Source organism: Neorhizobium sp. USDA 3394 (assembly GCF_056280385.1).
Genome location: NZ_JBWCDU010000001.1, coordinates 108,670 through 125,676, shown reverse-complemented (window position 1 = coordinate 125,676; position 17,007 = coordinate 108,670). Strand labels below are relative to the sequence as shown.

General features: G+C 61.1%; 14 protein-coding genes and 1 pseudogene. 7 read left to right on the top strand and 8 right to left on the bottom strand.

The genetic code is table 11. The features are described from left to right. Positions 1 to 5 precede the first annotated feature (5 nt). From ACZ9EJ_RS00555 to ACZ9EJ_RS00545, 3 genes are all read right to left on the bottom strand, one after another. The gene (locus ACZ9EJ_RS00555; RefSeq protein WP_080955885.1) at positions 6 to 2,159 is read right to left on the bottom strand and encodes a type I secretion system permease/ATPase; all 2,154 of its coding nucleotides are present in this window, start codon (positions 2,157 to 2,159) and stop codon (positions 6 to 8) included. A gap of 11 nt (positions 2,160 to 2,170) precedes the next feature. Beyond that, positions 2,171 to 4,204 carry a hypothetical protein gene (locus ACZ9EJ_RS00550; RefSeq protein ID WP_046642581.1) on the bottom strand — a complete coding sequence of 678 codons (2,034 nt, stop codon included), beginning with the start codon at positions 4,202 to 4,204 and terminating at the stop codon, positions 2,171 to 2,173. Positions 4,205 to 4,322: 118 nt separating this feature from the next. Then, a complete protein-coding gene (locus ACZ9EJ_RS00545) occupies positions 4,323 to 5,975 on the bottom strand; it encodes a hypothetical protein (protein ID WP_251090961.1) in 1,653 nt (550 codons plus the stop codon). Between the two features lie 760 nt (positions 5,976 to 6,735). On the opposite strand from ACZ9EJ_RS00545, the gene ACZ9EJ_RS00540 reads away from it, so the two are divergent. Together ACZ9EJ_RS00540 and ACZ9EJ_RS00535 are read left to right on the top strand one after the other, a co-directional pair. After that, positions 6,736 to 7,425 (top strand): response regulator transcription factor, encoded by a 690-nt coding sequence (locus ACZ9EJ_RS00540; RefSeq protein WP_052754191.1) that lies wholly within the window; start codon positions 6,736 to 6,738, stop codon positions 7,423 to 7,425. Next, positions 7,367 to 7,900: a hypothetical protein gene (locus tag ACZ9EJ_RS00535; RefSeq protein WP_046634828.1), complete on the top strand. Its 534-nt coding sequence runs from the start codon at positions 7,367 to 7,369 to the stop codon at positions 7,898 to 7,900. Before ACZ9EJ_RS00540 ends, ACZ9EJ_RS00535 begins: the two co-directional genes overlap by 59 nt. A 14-nt stretch (positions 7,901 to 7,914) precedes the next feature. On the opposite strand, the gene ACZ9EJ_RS00530 is transcribed toward ACZ9EJ_RS00535, so the two are convergent. The 3 genes from ACZ9EJ_RS00530 to ACZ9EJ_RS00520 form a co-directional block, all read right to left on the bottom strand. Beyond that, positions 7,915 to 8,181 carry a DUF6894 family protein gene (locus tag ACZ9EJ_RS00530; protein WP_046641643.1) on the bottom strand — a complete coding sequence of 89 codons (267 nt, stop codon included), beginning with the start codon at positions 8,179 to 8,181 and terminating at the stop codon, positions 7,915 to 7,917. 216 nt (positions 8,182 to 8,397) lie between these two features. Further along, entirely contained in the window at positions 8,398 to 8,691 is a 294-nt protein-coding gene (locus ACZ9EJ_RS00525; RefSeq protein WP_046641644.1) for a hypothetical protein, read from the bottom strand. Positions 8,692 to 8,818: 127 nt separating this feature from the next. Next, complete coding sequence (locus ACZ9EJ_RS00520) at positions 8,819 to 8,941, bottom strand: hypothetical protein (RefSeq protein WP_255743079.1); 123 nt, start codon at positions 8,939 to 8,941, stop codon at positions 8,819 to 8,821. A 171-nt stretch (positions 8,942 to 9,112) separates the two neighbouring features. On the opposite strand from ACZ9EJ_RS00520, the gene ACZ9EJ_RS00515 reads away from it, so the two are divergent. From ACZ9EJ_RS00515 to ACZ9EJ_RS00500, 4 genes and pseudogenes are all read left to right on the top strand, one after another. Next, on the top strand, positions 9,113 to 9,334 hold the full coding sequence (locus ACZ9EJ_RS00515; protein ID WP_046641645.1) for a hypothetical protein: 222 nt from the start codon (positions 9,113 to 9,115) through the stop codon (positions 9,332 to 9,334). A 1-nt stretch (position 9,335) separates the two neighbouring features. Further along, a complete protein-coding gene (locus ACZ9EJ_RS00510; RefSeq protein WP_046641646.1) occupies positions 9,336 to 9,920 on the top strand; it encodes a cupin domain-containing protein in 585 nt (194 codons plus the stop codon). Positions 9,921 to 9,992: 72 nt separating this feature from the next. Continuing rightward, a pseudogene (gabT, locus tag ACZ9EJ_RS00505) lies at positions 9,993 to 11,301 on the top strand (4-aminobutyrate--2-oxoglutarate transaminase). A gap of 94 nt (positions 11,302 to 11,395) precedes the next feature. Beyond that, positions 11,396 to 12,949, top strand: a complete 1,554-nt coding sequence (locus tag ACZ9EJ_RS00500; protein ID WP_046641648.1) for an acetolactate synthase large subunit — start codon at positions 11,396 to 11,398, stop codon at positions 12,947 to 12,949. Between the two features lie 25 nt (positions 12,950 to 12,974). Here the strand turns inward: ACZ9EJ_RS00500 and ACZ9EJ_RS00495 are convergent, their stop codons facing one another. Together ACZ9EJ_RS00495 and ACZ9EJ_RS00490 are read right to left on the bottom strand one after the other, a co-directional pair. Next, positions 12,975 to 14,810: an ABC transporter ATP-binding protein gene (locus ACZ9EJ_RS00495; RefSeq protein ID WP_046641649.1), complete on the bottom strand. Its 1,836-nt coding sequence runs from the start codon at positions 14,808 to 14,810 to the stop codon at positions 12,975 to 12,977. A gap of 67 nt (positions 14,811 to 14,877) precedes the next feature. Beyond that, a complete protein-coding gene (locus tag ACZ9EJ_RS00490) occupies positions 14,878 to 16,074 on the bottom strand; it encodes an aminotransferase class V-fold PLP-dependent enzyme (protein WP_046641650.1) in 1,197 nt (398 codons plus the stop codon). Positions 16,075 to 16,170: 96 nt separating this feature from the next. Between ACZ9EJ_RS00490 and ACZ9EJ_RS00485 the strand changes: the two genes are divergently transcribed. Beyond that, the gene (locus ACZ9EJ_RS00485) at positions 16,171 to 17,004 is read left to right on the top strand and encodes an IclR family transcriptional regulator (RefSeq protein WP_046634846.1); all 834 of its coding nucleotides are present in this window, start codon (positions 16,171 to 16,173) and stop codon (positions 17,002 to 17,004) included. The last annotated feature ends 3 nt before the right edge of the window (positions 17,005 to 17,007 follow it).

The window sequence follows — 17,007 nt, the reverse complement described above, 5'->3', positions numbered from 1 at the left end:
AACCCCTATTGCAACAGATGGCCGAATGAACCGGTATTGATATCGATGCCGCGGGCTTCGATGGCCTTCAGCACATCCGCCCGCATGCCGAACAGCGCAACGGTGCCGTTGACCAGCAGAAGAACCTTGTCGACGTTGCTGAGGAGGGCCGGGCGTTGCGTGATCGTCGCGACGGTTATCTTGTGTTCCTTGGCATGCTGAAGTGCATGGAGCAGTGCCGCATCACCCGCATTGTCGAGGTTGGAATTCGGCTCGTCCAACACCACCATCCTCGGATCGCCGAAGAATGCCCGGGCCAGCGCGATGCGCTGCTTCTGGCCGCCCGAAAGGGGAGAGCCATCCGCCGCTACAACGGTTTCGTATCCGTGAGGCAGGCTGGCGATCATCTCATGAACATCGGCCAGCATCGCGGCGCGGTAAATCTGCTCGTCGTCGGCATCCTGCCGCATGCGGGCGATATTGGCCTTGATCGTGCCGGGGAAGAGCTGCACGTCCTGCGGCAGGTAGCCTATGTTTTCGCCGAACTGTCGCTGGTCCCAGTTTCTCAGGTCCATCAGATCCAGGCGGACACTGCCCGATGTCGGCAGGATCGATCCGACGAGCATTTTTCCAAGAGTGGTCTTGCCGGCACCGGAATTGCCGATGATCGCCAGGGAATCTCCGGGCTGCAGGGCAAACGAGACCCCGTTGAGCACGACGCGCTTTGTTCCCTGCGGCACATAGAGGAGGCGTTCGACATCCAGGCGCCCCTCCGGCTTCGGCAGGTTCAGACGGTCGAAATTCAAGGGCGAGGATTTCAGCAGCGCCGTTATCCGGGCGTAGGCCGCGCGGGATTGGCTGTACTGGCTCCATCCCTCGATGGCCCCTTCGATCGGCGCCAGCGCGCGACCCGCAATGATGGACGCCGCAATCACCATGCCTCCGGTGATCTGCCCCTCGATCGACAGATAGGCGCCCCAGCCGAGCATCGCGATCTGCGTCAGAAGACGGCAGGCCTTCGATATGGCCGCAATGGTGATATTCCGGTCCTGGGCAATGACCTGCGACTTCAGCGAGGAGGCGGTATCCTTGCCCCACATCTGTACCGTCTCGGGGATCATGGCGAGCGCATTGATGATCTGCGAATTGCGCGACATCGATTCCAGATGAAGATTGGCCTTTATCTGCGCCGTATTGGCTTCGGCAAACGGCTCGGCCGTCAAGCGCTGGTTGATCTGGGTGAAGACAAGCAGCAGGACGGCCGTCAGGACGACGATCAGGCCGAGATGCGGATGGATAAGGAAGACCGCCACCACGAAGAGAGGGGCGATCGGCGCATCGAGGAACGAGAGCAAGGTCCTGGAGACGAGGAACGAACGAACCTGCTGAAGATCGCCGAGCACCTGGTATTCCCGGCCATTGCTTTGAAGCGAGGCGCGGGCGGCCGCGCTCAGGATCGGGGCCCCGAGCTGGGCTGCGACTTCCACCGCGGTCCGCATCAGGATGAACCGCCGAAGCGCGTCGAAGGCAGCCTGCAGGATGACGGCGCCGACGATCACGATCGTCAACATCATCAGAGTGTCAAGAGAGCGGCTGGTCAGCACCCGGTCCGATATCTGGAAAAGGTAGATCGGGATCGCAAGCACCAGGATATTGCTGGCGACGGTGAACAGCATGACGACCGCCAGATTCCGCCGCACGGCGTTGACGCCCGCGCGCAGGCTGGCCGAGAAATCGACGGGGGCGAGACGCTTGTGAAACGTCCCGTCGCCGCCGCGGCCGCCGCCGGTCGACGGCGATTTTCCGAAGGTCTTTGTTTCGGTCCGCAGGGGTCCGGTGTCGGCATCGATCGTGATCATGCCTTCCGGCGCCTTTGCCTCAGTCGCTTCGCGCACCGTGGGCTTCGGCTCGATCTCCGGTTCAATGATCCGGTCATTGGCAGGCATGGGCAGAATATCGGCTCCGGCGGAGTTTTCATTCGGCCGGATTGGGTTCTGCGATGCGTTTCTGGGTTCCAGTCTGGATATCTTTGCTGAGGGGGCTGCGCCACCGGATGACAGTTTCAGGCATTCGTCCACAGCGCGCTCCAATTTTCCATAGATGTCCTCACCGGCAAGTTGCTGACCTTCATCGTGATCTTGGGCCTGTTCCAGATCGGCCCTTTTTTGGACATCCGACATGTTTCCCCCCATTATCCGAGCACATGCTGTAGTCCGTCGTTCTGATACTGGCCGTCGGGATCTACAGGCACGCCGAAGCCGAGCTCGGTGGGATCGGCTTCCAGCATGGAATCGTCGAGAAAAGCCACCGCTTCGTTGACCAGCGCGTCGGGATCATGCGCGGCCCATTCCGGGCTGCTCGAGATCAAACCCGATTGAAAAAGCGTTTCCTGGGAGTATTGCTCGCCGCCCACATAGGTAACGCCGAGAGAATCCAGGTCGGCGATCGCCGCATTGTTGATGAGCGCATTTCCCCCGGTCGAGATCGACCATGTCGCATCAGCGTGGGGATTGAGGGTATTCAGCGCCAAGGCGATCTGGTCGCTGTCGCCGACGATGTTGGTCTGGCTGATATACTGAATGTTCAGCAGGTCACCGCTGATATAAAGAACGCGCAGTCCCGCCGTTCCCGCAAACGCCGGGTCGGTCAGAATGCCTTGGGAAATATCTCTTCCGCCGGCGGCAAAATCGTTGGCCGCATCCAGATAGGCCGAAGGCAGCGAGCTGAAGCGGTCGGCGCCGCCGATATTATAGATATGAGCCTGGTTCCAGAGCAGATTTCCGCCACTGGAGATCGTACCCTCGCCGGTCGTTCCGAAACCCGTAACCGCACCGACGACGTCGTTGTCGAACAATATGTTGGTCTGATGGATGATATTGGCATCGTACAGATTGCCGCCAATCAGGATCAGATCATAGGCCTGGCTGAGCTCGTAGATCGAGACCTGGTTGACGCTGGTATTGTCGCCAGCGATGACCCGGGTCGTGGCGCCGGATGACGACAGGATGCCGATGTCATTGTCGGACATGAAAATGTACTGTTCCAGCCAGTTGGCGATCAGCAGATCGCCATGGATCTCCGTGACCGCCCAGCTTGCGGGATAGCCACCGCCGGCGTTTGCCGGAGCATCGGCGTCCTGCAGCGGATCGACCCTCTGGAATGTCGCGATATTGAATATTTCGTCCGGGACGCCGTCGTTCGTCCAGCCGTTGATGGCCGAGGTGATCGCGTCAGTATTCTGGATGACGTTCACCTGGATGACTGCGTTGATCTCGAAGTGATTGCCAACGACCGCGGTTACCGTCGCGCCGGTCCAGATATTCTTGAGAACAGCATCATTGACGACGGTATTGTTTCCGCCGACCAACTCGACCGAGGCTTCCACCTCGACCGAGCCATCCGCATAGACGTGGACGTTGGATGGCGGAGCATCGTCCTGCGCTTCGTCTTCATCCCCTGCGTCGGCGGCATCGTCTGCTTCGTCTTCGTCTTCACCGAAGGAATGATGATCCTCCAGCTTCGGTGCCTCATCGACGAGCACGCCGTTGACGTAAATGCCTTCGATCGTGGTGGATTGATGGAAGAAAGCCTCCATCGGCCCGTCGGAATCAGCCGAAAGGGCCTCCAACTGGGCGGCGACGGTCTTGATAATCTCTATAAGGTCCGCCGAGGACTTGGGCATTTCGAGATCGCCGATGGGTGCGTCCGCAAGGACATCCCTGGCCGTCTGCAGCAGCTCGCCGTTGTCAACCGGCGTGGGGTTGAACGTCAGGCCGTGTCCTCCGACGCCGAAGCTGTCGTTGTCGGAAAGCGAGGCGGCCTGAACGATGAAGTTCGCAACCGAGCCGGGAGGCGTTATCTCCCATGTGAAGGACTTCCCGCTTGCGTAGAAAGGGTACTCGTACTTCGGCATCTCATGCTGGCCGTAGTGAGTCTTGATTTCTACCATGGGAATCGGCGGATGATCGTATCGGCCCACGAAGTGGGGATGCCAGATGGGGGTGAAACTGGCAGGCGCCTTGTAGATCACACCCGGATCGAACCCAAGCAGGTCGTAAGGCGCCTCGAAATTTGAGTGGATCACCGCTGATGTCGGGATGAATTGTTCGGGTGTGTAGAGCGAGAAGTCCTGGTAACTATCCCGCAGGCGCGCATCCTCGACGTTCGTGTGGAAGAGGCCGATGAAATGAGCGATTTCCTCGGTGATTGTGTCCATCGTCGTCATGACCGCTGCCTTTGCATTGGCATGCCTGCATCACAGGTCGTTCGGAATGAGGGACTGCGCAGGAGGTCTGCGCAGCCCACGATGTGACGTCTCTGCCTAAAGCAGGGGACTATGTGGCTCAGGCGCCATCTTCGGTGTCGTCGCCAGCCACCGTGCTGGAGAGGTTCCCGCCAACGATCGTCATATCGATCGCGTTCTGCTGCAGGTTCGCACCCATCACGATTTCCTGGTTGAAGGCGTGAGTTTCGATGATGGCGTCGGACGATGCTGAACTCGTCCCGGTCACGAAACCATCGTCACCGTTGCTCGAGCCCCAGGTACCGCCATCGCCGCCGGCTGCGCCAGAACCGGTGGAGGCCCAGCCACCCGCGCCGCCGGCTGCGCCAGCTCCGCCGAATGCCCATCCGCCGACGGCTCCGCCGCCGGTACCATCGGCCCATGCGCCACTGAGTGCCCCGCCGCCTTCGCCAGCCCCGGATGTCGCGTCACCACCGGTAGCATCACCGCTGGTTGCCGCACCGGTTGCCGCTGCGCCACCGGTACCGCCACCGCCTGCTGCGCCGTCACCGCCCAAACCGGCACCAAGACCGGCGCCGAAGCCGGCACCGAGACCGGCACCAAGGGCACCGCCGCCATCGCCGCCATTACCGGCATCCGAGGCTTCGCCGCCGTTACCACCTTCGGAGTCGCCGGCGTCGCCGCCTTCGCTATCCCCGCCGTTACCGGCGTCTTCGCCGTCGCCGCCGTCGTTTTCAACGAAGATCGGGTTGATGAAGCCGAGGCTTCCGCCGACGAGAGCTCCGGCATCGCCGCCTTCGGAATCGCCGCCGTCACCGCCTTCGTCGGCGTCGCCGCCGTCGGAGTCGCCGGCGTCGCCACCGTCGCCGGCGGTGTTGTCGCCGCCGCTATCGCCGTCACCGGCAAATGCAAGCCCTGCGCCAAGACCGAGACCCAGGCCAAGACCCAGACCGAGGCCGTCGCCGCCACGCCCGCCATCGCCGCCAGTGCCGTTGCCGCCGTCGGCATCGCCGCTGTCGGCGTCGCTGTCGCCGTCGCCGCCGTCGGCATCGCCGCCGTCGCCTTCACCGCCAATTGCAGCGCTTGCGGCAAGGCCACCGAGGCCGTCGCCGCCAAGTGCGAACCCGCCGAGCGCCGTACCGCCGTTACCGCCGTCACCGCCGTCGGCATCCGCATTGCTTCCGCCGTCACCGCCGCCACCGCCGGTATTGATCCCTTCCGAGGCGATCGCAAAACCACCTTCGGCGGTAGGATTCATCTCGAACGAGCCGTCATTGCTGACGCTGGCGCTTTCGAGCTTATCGTTGTCCTGCAGGTTGGCGACCTGGCTGATGACATTACCGACATCGTTGCCTTCGCCGGTAAGCGCTTTATTGAGCACATCGTCGATGCGGATGTTGAACATCCCGTCGATGGAACTGTCCGCCATATCGATATCGGCAAAATCGTCGTCCGACGGCAGGTACTCGTCAAGATTGACACCGACATCGACGGTGACAGTTGTCTCGTTGAGGTTTGCATTGAAATTGCCGTTGCCATTGAGGTTCAGGCTGCCGTTACCGTTCAGGTTCAGGTTGCCGTTGCCGTTGCCATTCCCGTTTCCGTTGAGGTTCGTCGAGTCGCTCGACTGGCTCTGGGTTTGGTCGCTGGCCTGCTGTTGCTGCTGTTGTTCCTGCTGCTGTTGCTGCTGTTGCTGCTCCTGGCTATCAGGATCGTCGACCAAGGTGTCGAACACGCTGCGTTTATCTACCATCACACAGTCCTCTTACTGACTGCGACAGCGTGACCGCCATTCATCTTTTTGGGGGTCTTTGCTCGTCGCGGTTGAAATGAGTCATTTACCTCTGGCGAGAAGGCGCGCGTCAACGCGACCGTTCGCCGGTCTTTCTCTCGTGATGTCTGATTTTTTTCCTCTCCCTACGTTTCCCGAGAGACTTGGAATGAGCGGCGCGTGGTTCGCATACTCACTACATTTTGCACCGACGAGCATTCTTCAGCGCTCGTTCTTCCAGTGCTTCGGGATGGGAGCACTCTGTCCCTAATGAGCAGAAGAAATAAGGTGATATTTCGATCTAGCGCAACCTGATGAATACTACGTGAGCATAGTTAGATGGGCTATATGATCTAACCAAGAAGACGTATACCAAATCTGGGCGAAACTACCCTTATGTATGCAGCAACGCATTCACAACGGGAGGAAGTGCGGCATGATCATGGTACGTTCTCCTGAAAACGACCTTGAAGGCCTCATTCTGTGGCCGATTCGATCTATTCCATAAATCCTTCGGTCTATTCCCACCATTCGGCTCTTGGTTTACCGTTCCCTAATAAGATCTTCGGAGCAGCACTTTGCGTGTACTTTCGATCAACGACGGGAGGGGGATATTTCCATGCAAATTCCGCATGGTCTTTCGCAACATGTCGGCTTGGATTTGGCAACAAACGCCTTGAAGAGAATGAATGCGATCCGAACACTCCTCTTCATCTGCTCACCTGGGACAATATCCACCGCAATGACGGCGGCTATCGAAAGTGAGTTTCCCTGGCTCAGCGTCAAGACGGTCCCCGACCTGAAACTGGCCTCGGTGGAATTCGACAATCCGGTCCAGCTCGTGCTGGCGGACGTCCGCCTTGCCTCTGCTCTCGCCGAGTACTGGCCGGAGCTCGCCAGGCATCATCCTGCTGCGACCCTGGCGCTGATGGGTACCGACGATGGCGAGATAGCCTCCGATCATCGAATGGCGAAAGAGCTTGAAATCGTCCAGGGTATCCTGCCGTTCAACGTCAATCTCGACGTCTTCCTGTCAGGCCTGCGGATCATATTGAAGGGTGGTACATATTTCCCTTCTACAGGTTACCGGGCCCCGAGAAGCGCCCCTCTCGAAGGGGAAGAGCCGGCGGATATCAAGCCGGCCTTCTATCAAGCCGGCAAACCGGCGATCGAAAAGCTGACAAAACGTGAGAACGAAATTCTTGTCAGGATGGCCATGGGCAACCAGAACAAGATCATTGCGGCAGCGCTGGGCCTATCCGAACATACCGTGAAGATTCATATCCACAACATTATTACCAAACTCGGCGTGCATAACAGGACGGAAGTCGTGGCTCTCTATTTCGAATATAGACGCAAGGATACGACCGGCAATGCAGGCGACACGAACCGCGGTCAGGACGACCGCTCCCTCTCAGGCGACAAGTACTAGGCTCCAGGACATCCTGCTTCTGATCGGGCAGCTCAACTATACCTGGACCAATACGGAAAGCCTGCTGATCCACATGATCGCAGGCCTTGCCCAGGTGGACAAGGAAACGGCGATCGTTATCTTCCTGACCTTGAATACGACCCGCGCTCGGGTCGATCTCGTGGAACGGTTGACCAAGATGCGCAAGACAGCGCCGGTCTGCCGCAAGGAAATCCTGGAGGCCACTCGTCGTCTTTCTGACGAAGCGAAGCTTCGCAACAAATACAACCACTGCATTTATTCATTTGATCCCGACAGCGGCCGCAACGTCACGCAGTCGATGCGGATCTTCGAAAGCAGGGACGAGATCAAATACGGAAAGATCGAGGAGCTCGATGCGCGCGAGATCGGCCGGATCCGCGAAAGCATCAATTCGCTCGTCGCGATCAACAGGATGTTCTGGGACATTACCGAACGTTACGGCTTCCCCACCTGAACCTCAGCAAGGCCTTACCCGAGGCCCGACACCGCCATGCCGGGCAGGAAGCCGTTGAGCGCATCGGCCAGCGTGACGATCGATATGAGATGGCCGGAATCGTCGGTGATGGAAATCGCCCGCAAAGCCAGGGCTTCACCTTGCTGAATATGCTCGACGACGATGTCTCTCATTCCGGATATGACTTCGGCCGTGGCTCTCTCGATATCGAGGAAGTCGAGGCCTTCGGTATCGGGAATAAAACCGTCTTTCAGATCGACATTCAGGAAATATCTCACCATGGAACCCAACCTCCCGGGGATAGCGTGGCGGCCACTTGAAATGCGAAATCCAACCCGCGGCAGAAGTGGCGGTGACAATCTGAACGTCTACTCCCACATCTCCCGATCTGCGCTTAGGCTCAATCAGAACATGAGTAGATATATAAATTACTCATGGTCCCGGTCAATCCGGAATTGGCGGCTTACCATAGAAATAGGGCTTTAAATCTTCGCACTTCACCGGCTCTGCGGATGACCCTTAGGCTCGATCGCATGCCTCTCCGCCAGCCAGCGCCTTGCCGCATGCATATTGATACTCGCCCAATCACGGTTCAGCTCTGAAATGAACAAGCTGTCATTCTGGATGATAGCTTCCTGAAGATATTGCTGCAATTCTGAAGCATCTCCGTCGAATTCCACTAACCATGCGCTTCCCGATAACTTGCAGGTTACAAGCGGCTGAATCCTTTTGCGCGCCCGATTGTATGATTCAACCTTCTCGAATTCCAATATAACTAGAAACACTGCCATGCATCGCACCTCCAGGCCGGAGGAAACAAATATCGGCGGGCAAAGTTCCATTGAGTTGATTCAGGAGGATCTTTGGCAAGGCCGCAGGCTTTATAACGGAAACCCCACCTTGATGTGTGGCTTTGCGCTACATCGGATCGCTCTGCGAAACCTTGAAGGTGATCTCGATGCCGGGCAGCTTCGGCAAGACCCGCACCACTTCCGGATATTTGTCCAGGTCGTGCAACGCGAGACAGCGGGGACATGGCATCTCAACGGCGCCGCAGCCGCAGCATCGGGTACCGGTATACGGTTTGGCGGGATGAGCTTCGCAAACCCAGCCCGTGTCCTTGCAGTCTCCGCACCTGAACATGAGCGAAATCCTCTCTGATCCGCAGGCTCGGAGGATAACACGCGCGTGAGTCGCGGGCAGTTGCGCCAAATGAGCTATATCCATAGGCCTATCGGCTTAGTGGCTGATGGAAGATATGGGCCGCTTTCAGGCGGAACGGCGCTCCATCGAGATTCATGGCGCTCGGTGGCGGCCATTACCGTGAGCGGCCCTGCCGTGATGACGCTGTGCGACCAGCTCGCTCAAAATATCATCCAGTTGATCACGATCCAGATCCACGGCATAACCGACCCGAACAGCCGGGACGTTTAAGATGGATGAAAAGTTCGACATCGGTGCACGCCTCAACGCCATGCGTGCGGCCGCCGGCCTTTCGCAGCGCCAGCTCGCCGAAAGGGCCGGCGTGCCGCATGCGCAGATATCGAATGTAGAAACCAACAAGGTCAGCCCGTCCGTTTCGACGCTCCGCAAGATCCTGAACGGTCTCGGCGTCGGGATGGGCGATTTCTTCGAGCCGGAACGCAGCCCGCCGAAAGGCCCGTTCTTCTCGGAAAACGAACTCGTCGACCTGACTTCGAAGGTTGCCGCATCGCCGATTGCAGGTGGTGACGGCACACTGATCTTCCGCCAGATCGGCGATGCGCGGGCGCATAACCTGCAGATCCTCCACGAGATCTACGGGCCCCATGCGGATACGGGGGAGACCCTGTTGCAGCACGCGTCCTCGGAGGGCGGCTATGTGGTCGAGGGCGAGCTGGAAGTGACGGTCGGCGGCGACGTCCGCGTCCTCAAGGCCGGCGAGGCTTACCTCTTCGACAGCCGCACGCCTCACCGATTCCGCAACCTCTCGGACCGGCAGACGATCGTCATCTCGGCATGCTCGCCGCCCTATCTCTGATTTTTCAAATCTCTCTTGCTCAAAATAATGAGCAAGACTATAGCTGAGTCATCGACCTCAGGGGATATCGTCATGACCATTTCAGCAGATCTGCAGTCCCGCCAGAAAGCCGCCGTCGCGGGCGGTGTCGGAACCCGAGGCATCTTTGCCGAAAAGGCCTTGAATGCGCAGCTCTGGGACGTCGATGGCAAGCGCTTCATCGATTTCGCCGCCGGCATCGCGGTCAACAATACCGGCCATCGGCATCCGTCCGTCATGCGCCGCCGTCGCCGAACAGGCCGAGCACTTCACCCACACCTGCTTCCATGTCGCGCCCTACGAAGGTTACGTCAGGCTCGCCGAGCGGCTGAACGCGATGGCGCCGACCGGAGCCGAAAACCGCACCATGCTGGTAACGACCGGCGCCGAGGCGGTCGAGAACGCGGTGAAGATCGCTCGCGCCCATACCGGCCGCGCCGGCGTCATCGCCTTTTCAGGCGCCTTCCACGGCCGTACCATGCTGGGCATGGCCCTGACCGGCAAGGTCATGCCCTACAAGAAGAATTTCGGTCCCTTCCCCGCCGACATCTATCATGCGCCCTTCCCCAACCCCTATCTCGGTTTCTCGATCGAGGAAGCGATTGCCGGCCTCGATCGGCTCTTTGCAGCCGACGTCGATCCGGAACGGATCGCGGCCTTCATCGTCGAACCGGTCCAGGGCGAAGGCGGCTTCAACGTCGCACCGAAGGAATTCCTCGTCCACCTTCGCGAAGTCGCCGACAAATACGGCATCGTGCTGATCGCCGACGAAATCCAGGCGGGCATGGCGCGCACCGGCAGGATGTTCGGTTTCGAGCATGCCGGCGTGAAGCCGGATATGATCACCATGGCAAAGGGCCTTGCCGGCGGCTTCCCGCTTTCGGCCGTCACCGGCAGGGCCGAGATCATGAATGCAGCCCATCCGGGTGGGCTGGGCGGCACCTATGCCGGCAATCCGCTGAGCGTCGCTGCCGCCAATGCCGTGCTCGACGTCATCGAAGATGAGAAGTTGTGCGAACGCGCCGCCGAAGTCGGCCGCCGGATCACCGAGCGGCTGACGGCAATCGCCTCCCGCCAGGGCATGGAGCATATCGGTGACGTGCGCGGCCTCGGCGCCATGGTCGCGTTCGAACTGGTCGAGGATCGCCAGTCGAAGACAGCATCGCCTGCCCTTACCAACCGCATCGTCGCAGAAGCGGAAGCCCGCGGCCTCATCCTCCTGTCTTGCGGGACACGCCTCAATGTGATCCGTTTGCTGCCGCCGCTCACCATCGAGTGGGACGTTCTGGAGGAAGGGCTCGCCATTCTCGAAGCGTCGATCGAAGCAGCGTTCTCCGACGCAACCGCTTCGGTAGCCGCTTGAGCCTTCGTCGCCGCTGACCGCGGGATCGATCCGGCCCGCGGTTTCTCTTGGTCGCGGTAGCCCTTGGGCATGCTGCAAAGATAAGGAAAAGCGCATGAACGGCGCCGATATGCTGTGTGACGTCCTTCTGGTGAACGGTGTCGATGTCTGCTTTGCCAATCCCGGAACGTCGGAAATGCATTTCGTCGCAGCGCTCGACCGCAAGCCGGCCATGCGCTGCGTGCTCGGTCTGTCGGAAGGCGTCGTCACGGGTGCTGCCGATGGTTATGCCCGCATGGCGGACAAGCCGGCCGCCACCCTACTTCACCTCGGCCCCGGCCTCGCCAATGGCCTTGCCAACCTCCACAATGCCCGCCGCGCCCGCACACCGATGCTGAACGTCGTCGGCGACCATGCCTCCTATCACCTTCAATATGACGCGCCGCTGACCAGCGACATCGAAAGCCTTGCCCGGCCGATGTCCCATTGGGTCGGACGCGCGAGCGGTGCGACGGATATCCGCCGTTGCACCGAAGAGGGTTATGCCGCCGCACTCGCCAATCGCGGCGTCTCGACCATGATCCTTCCGGCAGACGCCGCCTGGGGCGAGGTCTCGCCGGAAACGCTGACGCCCACGGCAATCCCCGCCCCGGCGGTGATCGATCCCGAAGCCCTGAAAGCCTCCGTCGCCGCGTTGCGCAGCGGCAAGCGTGTCGTCCTCATACTCGCCGGCCAGGCCCTCCGGGAAAAGCCGGTCGAGACTGCCGGGCGCATCGCAGCCGCCACCGGCGCTGCGCTTTTCTCCACATCCTCGGGCCGCAGCGCCCGCGGCGCCGGACGCGCGCTCGTCAGACCGGTGCCCTATAAAATCGATCTTGCCCTCGAAGCGCTCCAGGATTTCGAGGTCGCCATCTGCGTCGGTGGCCCACGGCCGGTCACCTTCTTTGCCTATCCCGGAAAACCGAGCACCACCCTGCCCCCCTCCTGCGAGGTCATACAGCTGGCGGAGCACGAACACGATCTTGGCCACGTGCTGGCGACGCTCGCCGATGCACTCGGGATCAAGCCGGATGCGGATTTCGTCCGCAACCGGTTCGCGCAGAACGATATTCAGGTGCCGACCGGAGCGCTGACCCCCGATGCGATCAGCTTCGCGATCGGCCGCCGGCTGCCGGAAAACGCAGTCATCATCGATGAGGGGCTGACCTCCGTCGGCCAGTATCCTGTCCTGGCACCGGGGCTACCGCCGCATGAGCACCTGCCGATCACCGGCGGCGCCATCGGCATCGGCATTCCGCTGGCGGCAGGTGCCGCGATCGGTGCGCCGGACCGCAAGGTGGTCGCGATGCAGGCCGACGGCAGCGGCATGTACACCGTGCAGGGCCTCTGGACCCAGGCGCGCGAACAGCTCGACGTCGTCACCATCGTCTTCGCCAACAGCGCCTACCGCATCCTTCAGGGCGAGATGACCAATGTCGGCGTCAACGCCTACGGCCGCAATGCTCAGCGGATGCTCGATCTCGACGCCCCAAAGCTCGATTGGTGTTCGCTCGCCAAGGGTCTCGGTGTCGAGTCCGGCCGCGCGACGACGATCGAGGAGTTCGTCAAGCTGTTCGACGGCGCGCTCAGCCGCAAGGGACCATTCCTGATCGAGGCGGTGATCGACTGATCGCTGCGGAGATTGTCCGCAGCCGTTACACCGCAACCAGATGGCCCGGTGAAACGGTCTTATAGTCGAGCGCATTCACCTTGTAGTCCACGGAGCGGATCGGGCTCTTGAGTTCGTCGCTGGCGGCGATCCGCTTTTCACGCCGGCGATCGGGATCAGGCACCGGTACGGCGGCCATCAGTTTCTTCGTGTACTCGTGCTGCGGATTGCCGAACACGGAGGCGCGCGGGCCGATTTCGACGATCTCGCCGAGATACATGACCGCCACGCGATGGCTGACCCGCTCCACCACCGCCATGTCGTGGCTGATGAACAGGAAGGCGAGGTTGAGGCTCTGCTGGAGGTCGAGCATCAGGTTGATGACCTGCGCCTTGATCGACACGTCCAGCGCCGAGACGCTTTCGTCGGCGACGATCACCTTCGGTTCGAGCGCAAGCGCCCGGGCGATGCAGATACGCTGTCGCTGGCCGCCGGAGAATTCGTGCGGGTAGCGGTTCACCATGTCGGGCGTCAGGCCAACCTTGCGCAGCATGTCGGCGACCACGTCCTTCGCCTGTTTCGCAGTCCCCATCTTGTGTTCCAGATAGGGCTCGGCGATCGCCTGGCCGATCGTCATGCGCGGATTGAGCGAGGCGAACGGATCCTGGAAGATCATCTGCACGGACTTGCGCATCTCGCGCATCTCCCGCTTGTCGAGCGCCAGGACGTCGCGACCCTCGACGACGACCGAACCGGCATCCGGCTCGATCAACCGCATGATCGCGCGGCCCGTCGTCGACTTGCCGCAGCCGCTTTCGCCGACCAGCGACAGCGTTTCGCCGGCATGCAGATCGAATGAGACGTTCTCGACCGCATGGACACGGCCGCTGACACGACCGAACAGGCCGGAATGGATGTCGAAACGCTTGGTGAGGTTCTTTACCTCCAGAATGGGCCGGTCGTTGGCCGCAACCGTATCGGCCACCTCCACCTGCACATCGGATTCCCCGGTCGCCGTGTTGACCACCGGAAAACGCAGCGGCCGCTGGTATTTCTGCATTGAGCCGAGCACCGGGACGGCGGCGAGCAGCGCCCGCGTATAGGGATGTTTGCCGCGATGGAAGATGTCGGGCGTGTCGCCCGTCTCCACCTGCTCGCCGCGATACATGACGATCGTCCGGTCGGCGACTTCGGCCACCACGCCCATGTCATGGGTGATGAACAGGACGGACGTCCCCTCCTCGTCCTGCAACATCTTGATGAGATCGAGGATCTGGCCCTGGATCGTCACGTCGAGCGCCGTCGTCGGCTCGTCGGCGATCAGCAGTTTCGGCTTGGAGGCGAGCGCCATGGCGATCATCACGCGCTGGCGCATGCCGCCCGAGAAACGGTGCGGATATTCGTCGAAGCGCGAGGCGGCCGACGGAATGCGGACCTTTTCCAGCAGCCGGATGGTCTCGGCCTTCGCTTGCGCCGCCGACATCGCCTTGTGGCAGACCAGTGCCTCGGAAATCTGGTCGCCGATGGTGAAGAGTGGATTGAGGCTCGTCATCGGCTCCTGAAAGATCATCGCCACGTCGTTGCCGCGCACCTTGCGCATCTCGTGTTCCGGAAGCGCCAGAAGATTGCGCCCGCCGAGCATGATCTTGCCCTCGATACGGCTCGTGCCTTCCTGCAACAGCCGCATGATGGAGAGCGAGGTGACGCTCTTGCCGGACCCGCTTTCGCCGACGATCGCCACGGTCTCGCCGGGAGCGACGGTGAAGGAAACGTCACGCACGACCGACTTCCACTCGCCATCCACGTTGAACGAGGTGGTCAGGTTCTCGACGGAGAGAACCGGCTGAGCGGACTGGACGGTTTGCGCTTGCGAAATAGCCATGATCGTTCCCTTCTTATTGTCGTCGGCGGTGCGTGGAGCCCCTCCCCCTTGTGGGGAGGGCTGTACCTCAGTCCGGCCAGCGCAGAGCACCGTCGAAACGGTGGCGGCTGCGCTCTTCGATCGGGGTGGCGATGATCTCGTTGGAGGCGCGCGCCTTGTCGAGCTCCTCGGTCAGACGGGCCGCAACGATAGTTTCCTGGCCCGGATGCAGGTTGCACGGGTCGAGGTAGAAGTAGTGATGCTCCACCTCGTGGTCGCGGACGATGATCGGCGGGTTACCGCGGCCGAGTGCCGCGGCCAGATCCCAGGCTGTGATATGCGCTTCCGGCGCGGAGATGATCACCCGCATACGGTCGAGCGGATTGTTGGTCGGATCCGGCTCGATCAGGGCGGTGACCCCCGGGCGACCGTCGAGCGTCCGTTTCCACAGGTTCAGATAGCCCGTCTCGCGTTCGCGGATACCCGCATGGTCACGCTTCTCCCAGGCTTCCAACGCGGCCATGACGCCGAAGACGCTTTCCTTGCCGACCTTCATGCCGCGGCCGATGCCCATGTTCTGCAGGAAGGCGCTACGCACCAGTTCTTTCTTGCCCGCGACGATGCCCGAAGTCGGGCCGCCGAGGAACTTGTGGCCGGAATAAAGGACGATATCCGCACCCTGTGCCAGGAAGAGCTTGAGGTCATATTCGGAAGCCGCGTCCACGATGACCGGCACGCCCTTCGCATGGGCGATCTCCACGAACTCGACGAGGTTGAGCAGACCGTAGTCGACCACGTGATGCGAGACGACATAGACGGCGGCAGCCGTCTTCTCGGTGATCGCATTTTCCATGTGGTAGCGATGCGTCGAGGTCGCCTGGCCGACCAGCACGACCTTGCCGCCGGCAAGCCGGATCGCCTGGTCCACCGGTGCGCCATAGCTCACCACATGGCCCATCTGCACGAGTACTTCGTTCTTGTCCGACACCGTGTCCGGCAGTTTCTCGATTGCCAGCAGGTTGTTGCCGGTAATGGCGCCCGCGACTGCGAGGCTGATGCCTGAGGAGCAGGAGGCCGTCACGAAGCCCGCTTCACCGCCGGTCAACCGGGCGATGATCGCGCTTGCCTTGCGCTGCAGATCGTTGATCTCCACGAACTGCGGCAGGATAGCTGCCATCGCCTGGATCGCTTCGGGAACGACAATCGACGCCCCGAGGCTGGTCATCGTGCCGGAAACGTTGATGACCGGGCGGAGGCCGATCTGGGTGCGGATATCATCGGACATTGTGGTTCTCCAAAGTGGCGGCCAGTGGCGAATTGCCATCGACAGCTATGCCATAATAATGTAATAGCCTCTCGAAATGACACGAGGAGCGTTGAGTTGGACGCAAAGACATCATCTGCAGACCTCTCCAGTGAGGCCGGTTCCCAGGTGGAAACGGAAGCCAAGGGCGCGCGCCGGTCGCGCGTGAGCGGTATCGACCGCGCGCTGCAGGTGATCGATTATCTCTACGAAACGGGTGCGCCGTCCGGCGCCTATGCGATCGCCAAGGCGGTCAAGGCGCCGCTGTCGACCGTTTATGTGATCATCGACGATCTGGTCGAAAAGAACATGCTCGCCCGCAATGCCGACGGTTCGATCTGGCTCGGCGCCCGCCTCTACCACTACGGCCTCGCTTATGCTCGATCGCTCGATTTCATGAGCGTCGCCACCCACGAAATGCACGATCTCTGCCGGCAGGCGGGCGAAACCGTGCAGGTCTGCGGCCGCGATGGCGATTACATGCTGGTGCTCGCCATGGCGGACGGCCCGAGCCATTACCAGGTCGCGTCCCGTGTCGGCACCCGCGTGCCGCTCAACTGGACGGCATCCGGCCGGCTTCTCGTCGGGCATCTGCCGGAGGCCGAGCGGATCGAGCTTTTCAAGCGCTGCGCCCGCACCTCGCCGACCGGCCGCGCCGAGATCGACGCCCGCACGCTGTCCGACTCGGCCGGCAAGGCCTTCGAGGAGCGGCTGTCCATCCAGGTGGCGGAGTCCGACTATGCGGTTGCCTGCATCGCCTCGCCGGTCTGCGACCGGAGCGGTGAATGCGTCGCCACCATTTCCATCGTGCTGCCGGAACAGAAAGTCGTGTCCGACGGGAACCACTATACGGAGCACGTCCGTGCTTCCGCCCAGCGGATCGAGAAGCTGATGGGTTGGCGCAACCACTGACCT

Coding starts and splice junctions, on each gene's coding strand:
- ACZ9EJ_RS00555 (WP_080955885.1), bottom strand. CDS start 2,159: ATGTCGGATGTCCAAAAAAGGGCCGATCTGGAACAGGCCCAAGATCAC.
- ACZ9EJ_RS00550 (WP_046642581.1), bottom strand. CDS start 4,204: ATGACGACGATGGACACAATCACCGAGGAAATCGCTCATTTCATCGGC.
- ACZ9EJ_RS00545 (WP_251090961.1), bottom strand. CDS start 5,975: ATGGTAGATAAACGCAGCGTGTTCGACACCTTGGTCGACGATCCTGAT.
- ACZ9EJ_RS00540 (WP_052754191.1), top strand. CDS start 6,736: ATGACGGCGGCTATCGAAAGTGAGTTTCCCTGGCTCAGCGTCAAGACG.
- ACZ9EJ_RS00535 (WP_046634828.1), top strand. CDS start 7,367: ATGCAGGCGACACGAACCGCGGTCAGGACGACCGCTCCCTCTCAGGCG.
- ACZ9EJ_RS00530 (WP_046641643.1), bottom strand. CDS start 8,181: ATGGTGAGATATTTCCTGAATGTCGATCTGAAAGACGGTTTTATTCCC.
- ACZ9EJ_RS00525 (WP_046641644.1), bottom strand. CDS start 8,691: ATGGCAGTGTTTCTAGTTATATTGGAATTCGAGAAGGTTGAATCATAC.
- ACZ9EJ_RS00520 (WP_255743079.1), bottom strand. CDS start 8,941: ATGCCATGTCCCCGCTGTCTCGCGTTGCACGACCTGGACAAATATCCG.
- ACZ9EJ_RS00515 (WP_046641645.1), top strand. CDS start 9,113: ATGAGCTATATCCATAGGCCTATCGGCTTAGTGGCTGATGGAAGATAT.
- ACZ9EJ_RS00510 (WP_046641646.1), top strand. CDS start 9,336: ATGGATGAAAAGTTCGACATCGGTGCACGCCTCAACGCCATGCGTGCG.
- ACZ9EJ_RS00500 (WP_046641648.1), top strand. CDS start 11,396: ATGAACGGCGCCGATATGCTGTGTGACGTCCTTCTGGTGAACGGTGTC.
- ACZ9EJ_RS00495 (WP_046641649.1), bottom strand. CDS start 14,810: ATGGCTATTTCGCAAGCGCAAACCGTCCAGTCCGCTCAGCCGGTTCTC.
- ACZ9EJ_RS00490 (WP_046641650.1), bottom strand. CDS start 16,074: ATGTCCGATGATATCCGCACCCAGATCGGCCTCCGCCCGGTCATCAAC.